At 71.5% G+C, this 6,692-nt stretch carries 7 protein-coding genes; 3 read left to right on the plus strand and 4 right to left on the minus strand.

Annotation, left to right across the window (positions count from 1 at the left end):
- Positions 1 to 8: 8 nt before the first annotated feature.
- The 3 genes from ACFVS6_RS33940 to ACFVS6_RS33950 all read right to left on the minus strand — a co-directional run bounded on the left by ACFVS6_RS33940 (position 9) and on the right by ACFVS6_RS33950 (position 3,327).
- Positions 9 to 776: a glycerophosphodiester phosphodiesterase gene (locus ACFVS6_RS33940; RefSeq protein WP_389710061.1), complete on the minus strand. Its 768-nt coding sequence runs from the start codon at positions 774 to 776 to the stop codon at positions 9 to 11.
- Between the two features lie 119 nt (positions 777 to 895).
- Positions 896 to 1,522 (minus strand): hypothetical protein, encoded by a 627-nt coding sequence (locus ACFVS6_RS33945; protein WP_389710062.1) that lies wholly within the window; start codon positions 1,520 to 1,522, stop codon positions 896 to 898.
- Positions 1,523 to 1,662: 140 nt separating this feature from the next.
- Entirely contained in the window at positions 1,663 to 3,327 is a 1,665-nt protein-coding gene (locus ACFVS6_RS33950; RefSeq protein WP_389710064.1) for a fumarate hydratase, read from the minus strand.
- 147 nt (positions 3,328 to 3,474) lie between these two features.
- Here ACFVS6_RS33950 and ACFVS6_RS33955 point away from each other — a divergent pair, with 147 nt between their 5' ends.
- Entirely contained in the window at positions 3,475 to 4,125 is a 651-nt protein-coding gene (locus tag ACFVS6_RS33955) for a DUF1707 domain-containing protein (protein ID WP_389710065.1), read from the plus strand.
- A 170-nt stretch (positions 4,126 to 4,295) separates the two neighbouring features.
- Positions 4,296 to 4,697, plus strand: coding sequence for a WhiB family transcriptional regulator (locus ACFVS6_RS33960; protein WP_385575545.1), 402 nt, complete (start codon positions 4,296 to 4,298; stop codon positions 4,695 to 4,697).
- A gap of 134 nt (positions 4,698 to 4,831) precedes the next feature.
- On the opposite strand, the gene glpX is transcribed toward ACFVS6_RS33960, so the two are convergent.
- Entirely contained in the window at positions 4,832 to 5,863 is a 1,032-nt protein-coding gene (gene glpX, locus ACFVS6_RS33965; protein WP_281207425.1) for a class II fructose-bisphosphatase, read from the minus strand.
- A gap of 232 nt (positions 5,864 to 6,095) precedes the next feature.
- Between glpX and ACFVS6_RS33970 the strand changes: the two genes are divergently transcribed.
- Positions 6,096 to 6,623, plus strand: a complete 528-nt coding sequence (locus ACFVS6_RS33970; RefSeq protein WP_389710071.1) for a DUF4245 domain-containing protein — start codon at positions 6,096 to 6,098, stop codon at positions 6,621 to 6,623.
- Positions 6,624 to 6,692: the final 69 nt, after the last annotated feature.

The raw sequence follows: 6,692 nt of genomic DNA on the forward strand, positions 1-6,692 counted from the left end.
CGGGTGCCTCACAGGTCGCGCAGGAGCTTGCGCACGTCCCGCGGCCGGTTGGTGATGATGGTGTCCACGCCGAGCCGCACGCACAGCGCCACGTCCTCGGGCTCGTCCACGGTCCACACCCGCACCGCCAGCCCCTTGGCCTTCAACCGCCCCACCAGTCCCGGATCCCGGCGCACCAGGTCGATGCCCGGGCCCGCGTGGGTCGCGTACGGGGGCCGCGCGGGCCGCAGCCGGCGCTCCATCAGGTACACGGCGGGCAGACCCGGCGCCAGCCGGTGCGTCCGGACCAGCGCGCTCCGCGAGAAGCTCATCACCTCGACGCGCCCGTCGGAGCCGTCCGCGAGGCCGTGGTCCCGCAGGACCCGTACCAGCTCGGCCTCCAGCCGGCCGCCCGACCGCGTGGGGTGCTTGGTCTCCACGGCCAGCCCGACGGGCCGGGGCGCGGCCAGCACCTCCCGCAGCAGGTCCTCGAAGAGCAGCACCCGCGCGCCGCGGTGCTCCGGGCCCTTCCAGCCGCCGAAGTCGAGGGCGGCGAGCTCCTCGTACGTCATCGCCGAGACGACCCCGCGCCCGTCCGAGGTCCGCTCCACCCGCCGGTCGTGCACGCACACGAGCCGCCCGTCGGCGCTCAGCCGCACGTCGCACTCCAGGGCGTCGGCCCCGTCGGCGATGGCCTGCCGGTAGGCGGCGAGGGTGTGCTCGGGGTGCTCGTGGGAGGCCCCCCGATGGGCGACGACCCGCACGTCACGGGCCGTGGAAGGGAACAGCTGCGTCATGTCCCCGACGTTATCCCGGTGCGCCGTCCACCCCCGGACGGCATGCTCCACCCGCGGTTGAACAGTTCGTGACCGTTCCCCGCGAGCGGATCGCCCCGGCCGATCGTGACGAACGCCGGTCAGCCCTTCGGCACGACGGGCAGGGGAGGCAGGGTGGCCGGGGTGAGCTTGAATCCGCCCTTGGTGACCTCGGCGAAGGGGGCCAGGGCCATGCAGGTGCCCACCGTCGGCTGGACGATCGTGCCGTCGGGCTGCACGTCCAGGTTGGCGACGCCCCAGGAGAAGCCGAGGCGGTCCGGCTCGCCGCGCCCGCCGTCCTCGATGCTGATGCCGATCCGCTTGCCCACCTCGTCGGTGTTCCCGGCCGTGATCACCGCGCTGAGCGTGGCCGTCCGCCGGCCCGTCACCAGGCAATCCACCTCCGCCTCGCCCCAGCGGGTGATGTCCTGACCGGGGACGCCGTGCGAGAAGGTCACCTTGCCGCGGGCGTCCGTGGGCAGGCCGTTCTTGACCCGGGGGTCGTTCAGCGGCCTGCTGAACGGGGCCGCCTCTGCGTCGACCGTGAAGCGGATGTCGTGGTCGGCGGAGTACACGTACAGGATCGAGGCCGCCCCGTGCACGGCGCCGGGCCGGACCTTCGGCGCGGCGGCGGAACCGGGGACGGTCGCGGCGACGGAGGCGAGGAGGGCGACGGTGGTGAGGCCGACGGCGAGCGCGCGGGTGCGGGTGCGGGTGCGGTTCATCATCGTGAAGTCCCTTGTCGTCGAGGCTGTTTGCTCGTGGTCAAAGCCTCGCCGTCCGGCGCCCCCGACTCCATCCGCCGACCGGCGGAGATGCCGGAGGGGCCCTCTGCCGATCGGCAGAGGGCCCCTCCGGTGTGCGTGTGCTACAGGCCCGGGCCGCGGACCGGGATGTGGGTGAACGTCGGCTCGGGGGCCGGGTTCTGGAAGAAGTCGTTGCCCTTGTCGTCCACCACGATGAACGCCGGGAAGTCCTCGACCTCGATCTTCCAGACCGCCTCCATGCCGAGCTCCTCGTACTCCAGGACCTCGACCTTCTTGATGCAGTCCTGCGCCAGGCGCGCCGCCGGGCCGCCGATGGAGCCGAGGTAGAAGCCGCCGTGCGTGCCGCAGGCGTTCGTCACCTGCTGCGAGCGGTTGCCCTTGGCCAGCATGACCTTGGAGCCGCCCGCCGCCTGGAACTGCTCGACGTAGGAGTCCATGCGGCCGGCCGTGGTCGGGCCGAAGGAGCCGGAGGCGTAGCCCTCGGGGGTCTTCGCCGGGCCGGCGTAGTACACCGGGTGGTCCTTCAGGTACTGCGGCATCTCCGCGCCCGAGTCCAGCAGCTCCTTGATCTTGGCGTGCGCGATGTCGCGCGCCACGACCAGGGGTCCGGTCAGGCTCAGGCGGGTCTTGACCGGGTGCTTGGTCAGGGTCGCCAGGATGTCGTCCATCGGCTGGTTCAGGTCGATGGAGACGACGTCCGCGGCCTCGTTCAGGTGCTCGTCGGTGGTCTCCGGCAGGAAGCGCGCCGGGTCCGTCTCCAGCTGCTCCAGGAAGACGCCCTCCGCGGTGATCTTCGCGGTGGCCTGGCGGTCGGCCGAGCAGGACACGGCGATGGCGACCGGCAGGGAGGCGCCGTGGCGCGGCAGGCGCACCACGCGCACGTCGTGGCAGAAGTACTTGCCGCCGAACTGGGCGCCGATGCCGATCTTCTGGGTCAGTTCGAAGACCTGCTGCTCCAGGGCCTCGTCGCGGAAGCCGTGGCCGAGCGGCGAACCCTCGCGCGGCAGCTCGTCCAGGTAGTGCGCGGAGGCGTACTTGGCGGTCTTCAGGGCGTGCTCGGCGGAGGTGCCGCCGACGACGATCGCCAGGTGGTAGGGCGGGCAGGCCGCCGTACCGAGCGAGCGGATCTTCTCCTCCAGGAACTTCATCATGGAGGCCTCGTTGAGGACCGCCTTGGTCTCCTGGTAGAGGAAGGACTTGTTGGCGGAGCCACCGCCCTTGGCCATGAAGAGGAACTTGTACGCGCCGCCGTCGGTCGCGTAGAGCTCGATCTGCGCGGGCAGGTTCGAGCCGGTGTTCTTCTCCTCCCACATCGTGATCGGGGCCATCTGCGAGTAGCGCAGGTTCAGGCGCGTGTACGCGTCGAAGATGCCGCGGGACAGCGCCGCCTCGTCACCGCCCTCGGTGAGCACGTTCTGGCCGCGCTTGCCCATGACGATCGCGGTGCCCGTGTCCTGGCACATCGGCAGCACGCCGGCCGCGGCGATGTTCGCGTTCTTCAGCAGGTCCAGCGCGACGAACTTGTCGTTGGCGCTGGCCTCCGGGTCGTCGATGATGCGACGCAGTTGTGCCAGGTGCGCGGGGCGCAGGAAGTGCTGGATGTCGTGGATCGCCTCTTCGGCGAGCTTGCGCAGCGCCTCCGGCTCGACCTTGAGGAACGTACGGCCGTCCGCCTCGAAGGTGGACACGCCCTCGGCGGTCACCAGCCGGTAGGGGGTGGTGTCCTCGCCCAGGGGCAGCAGGTCGGTGTACGCGAACTCCGGCATTGGGGGCATTCCTTCAATCGGCAGACGGCGCTGGCGACCAATTTGGCAGCGCGGTATCAAGCGTAGGACCTCCCGGCGGCGCCACGTCTGTGAGGTAAGGCTCACTCAGTAGTATCGCGATCTATCGTGTCTCGCTATGCTGACGTCGTGGACCTGGAAAAGCACCCCGCCCCCGCTGCCGCCGCCCCTTCCGAGCTGCGCGCCTCCGACGCCGACCGGGACCGGATCGCGCAGATCCTCTCGGACGCCCTCGCCGAGGGCCGGCTGACCGCCGAGGAGCACTCCGAGCGCCTGGACTCCCTCTACGCCTTCAAGACGGTCGGCGAGCTGGACGTGCTCGTACGGGACCTCCCGGCCGCCCCGGGGTCCGCTGCCGCCGCCCCCGTGACCGCCCCCGGCTCGGGCTGGACCGAGACCGTCGTCGCCGTGTGCAGCGCCTCCGCCCGCAAGGGCCGCTGGCGCCCGGGTGCCCGTACCCGGGCCGTTTCGGTCATGGGCGACATCAACATCGACCTGACCGAGGCCGTCTTCGAGCAGCAGATCACCGAGATCAACGTGACGTCGGTGCTCGGCAACGTCGAGATCATCGTCCCGGAGAACGTCACCCTGCGCGGCTACGGCAGCGGGGTCCTCGGCAACTTCGAGGTCAGCGGCCAGGCCCGCGGCGCCACCGATCCGCAGGCGCCGGTCGTGATCGTCCGCGGCTTCTCGCTGCTCGGCAACATCGAGGCCCGCCCCAAGCCCGGGGCCCGACTCGTCGACCTCGCCCAGAAGTTCCGCAAGCGCATGGAGGGCTGAACGGTTCGCGCGTCACGCGTGGGGGACGGGGTCGCACGGGGGTTTCGGGCCTGCGTCGTATTTCGGTCGAACCTCCCGCGCCCGGCGGCCCGTGGGGCATAGGGGCACGCCCAGCGGGTAGGGACTGGTGCATCGTCTCTCGCTCGCGTATACGTCGTCAGGAGTAGACCGTGCCGCATCCGCCGCATCAGTCCCTGCAGGCAGCCGTCGTCCAGAGCCTTCCGACGCGGACGGCCGCCGTGCCGAAGCCGCGGGTGCCGGCCCGGGAAGAGGACGGCCCCTGGCACGCGGAGGCGGTGTGCCGCAGGGACGAGGCGGGGCTCTTCTTCGCCCCCTCCAAGGAACCCACCGCGGCCCGGCTCGCCCGCGAGGAGGCCGCCAAGCGGGTCTGTGCGCGCTGCCCCGTCATGGTCGCCTGCCGCGAGCACGCCCTGCTCCAGCCCGAGCCCTACGGCGTCTGGGGCGGTCTCACCGCCGCCGAGCGGCGCGTCGTACTGGGCCGGCGCAGGCGGCGCGCCACCGAACTGCTGCCCGGCGCCGCCGGGCCCGGGCCCATCGCCGCGGCGGGCTGAGCCCGATCCGCCGCGCCCCGGCCCCGGCCGGGCGCGCGGTACGACGTACGGACGCGAGAGGGGCGGACCCGCCGCACGCGGGACCGCCCCTCACGTCGTACCGCCCTCGGGGCCGGCCGCTCTCCTGCCCGCTCCTACTTGGCGCGGTCGAAGTCGATCCCGCTGTACGCGCGCAGCTTCGACAGTCGGTGGGTGGAGTCGATCTGCCGGATCGTGCCCGACTTCGAGCGCATGACCAGCGAGGACGTCGTCGCGGTCTCCGAGCGGTAGTGGACGCCGCGCAGCAGCTCGCCGTCCGTGATGCCGGTGGCGACGAAGAAGACGTTCTCGCCGGACACCAGGTCCGTCGTGGTCAGGACGCGGTCCAGGTCGTGACCCGCGTCGATGGCACGACCGCGCTCGGCGTCGTCCTTGGGCCACAGCTTGCCCTGGATGGTGCCGCCGAGGCACTTGATGGCGCACGCCGAGATGATGCCCTCGGGCGTGCCGCCGATGCCGAGGAGCAGGTCCACGCCGGTGCCCTCGCGCACCGCCATGACCGAGCCCGCGACGTCGCCGTCCGAGATGAACTTGATGCGGGCGCCGGTCTCGCGGATCTCCTTGACGATGCCCTCGTGGCGCGGGCGGTCCAGGATGACGACGGTGACGTCCTCGACGGCGATGCTCTTGGCCTTGGCGACGCGGCGGATGTTCACCGCGACGGGGGCGTTGATGTCGACGAAGTCGGCGGCCTCGGGGCCGGTGACGAGCTTGTCCATGTAGAAGACCGCGGACGGGTCGAACATGGTGCCGCGGTCGGCGGCCGCCAGTACGGCGATGGCGTTGGGCATGCCCTTGGCGTTGAGCGTGGTCCCGTCGATCGGGTCCACGGCGATGTCGACCTCGGCGCCGGTGCCGTCGCCGACCCGCTCGCCGTTGAAGAGCATGGGGGCTTCGTCCTTCTCCCCCTCGCCGATGACGACGACGCCGTTCATCGAGACGGTGGAGATCAGGGTGCGCATCGCGTTGACGGCGGCGCCGTCGGCGCCGATCTTGTCGCCGCGACCGACCCACCGGCCGGCGGCCAGGGCTGCGGCCTCGGTGACCCGGACCAGTTCCAGGGCGAGGTTGCGGTCGGGGGAGTCGGGATGGACTTCGAGCTGGGGCGGCAGGTTGTGCTCGGTCATCGGAGCGCACCTTTCTGTACGACGACGGCCGGGATGTGAGGGTGCTGGAACTCTATCGGTACGTCGACATATTGAGCAGGCCGGGTCACGTATGAGCGGAATATCGGTCAAGGGGTTGGCGTGAGCGGACACCTTGCGCTCGGGCGGCCCCCTTTCCCGTGCGCGAGCCCGACACGGCCACCCCGGCGGTGATCGCCCCCGCGGGATGCGGGACGATGGTCCGGTGGCAGGTATGAGGGGCAAGCAGACGATCTGGGACATGTTCCGATCGCTGGCGGTGATCGGCGTGGTCGTGGCGGGGATCTACATCTTCGTCCCGCACGACGAGGACGCCGATCCGACGCGCACGGTCGACTACCGGGTGGAGACCCTGACGGCCCGGCGCGCGGCGCCGTACCCGGTGGCGGCTCCCGTGGGGCTCCCCGAGGAGTGGCGGGCGACCTCGGTGACGTACGAGCGCAAGAACGCGAACGCCTGGCACCTGGGCTTCCTCGCCTCGGACGAGGAGTACGTGGCGGTGGAGCAGTCCACCGACGTCTCGCCGAAGTACCTGTCGAAGGTCACCCAGGGCGCGCGGGCCGGCGGCGGGACCGAGCAGATCGGCGACCGGGCCTGGGAGCGGTGGGAGGGCGAGAAGTACGACGCGCTCGTCCGGCAGGAGCAGGGCTACGTCACCGTCGTGACCGGGACGGCCTCCTTCGAACAGCTGGCGCGGATGGCGGGGGCGCTGGAGTTCAAGCAGGGCTCGGACGCGAAGTAGGACACCGAGCAGGACGCGCGGCAGCACGCGCCGCGGACGCGGCACAGGACGCGCCGCGGAACACGGCGC

Source organism: Streptomyces sp. NPDC057939 (genome assembly GCF_042887545.1).
In the GTDB taxonomy this organism is placed as follows: domain Bacteria; phylum Actinomycetota; class Actinomycetes; order Streptomycetales; family Streptomycetaceae; genus Streptomyces.

Coding starts and splice junctions, on each gene's coding strand:
- ACFVS6_RS33940 (WP_389710061.1), bottom strand. CDS start 776: ATGACGCAGCTGTTCCCTTCCACGGCCCGTGACGTGCGGGTCGTCGCC.
- ACFVS6_RS33945 (WP_389710062.1), bottom strand. CDS start 1,522: ATGATGAACCGCACCCGCACCCGCACCCGCGCGCTCGCCGTCGGCCTC.
- ACFVS6_RS33950 (WP_389710064.1), bottom strand. CDS start 3,327: ATGCCGGAGTTCGCGTACACCGACCTGCTGCCCCTGGGCGAGGACACC.
- glpX (WP_281207425.1), bottom strand. CDS start 5,863: ATGACCGAGCACAACCTGCCGCCCCAGCTCGAAGTCCATCCCGACTCC.
- ACFVS6_RS33970 (WP_389710071.1), top strand. CDS start 6,096: ATGAGGGGCAAGCAGACGATCTGGGACATGTTCCGATCGCTGGCGGTG.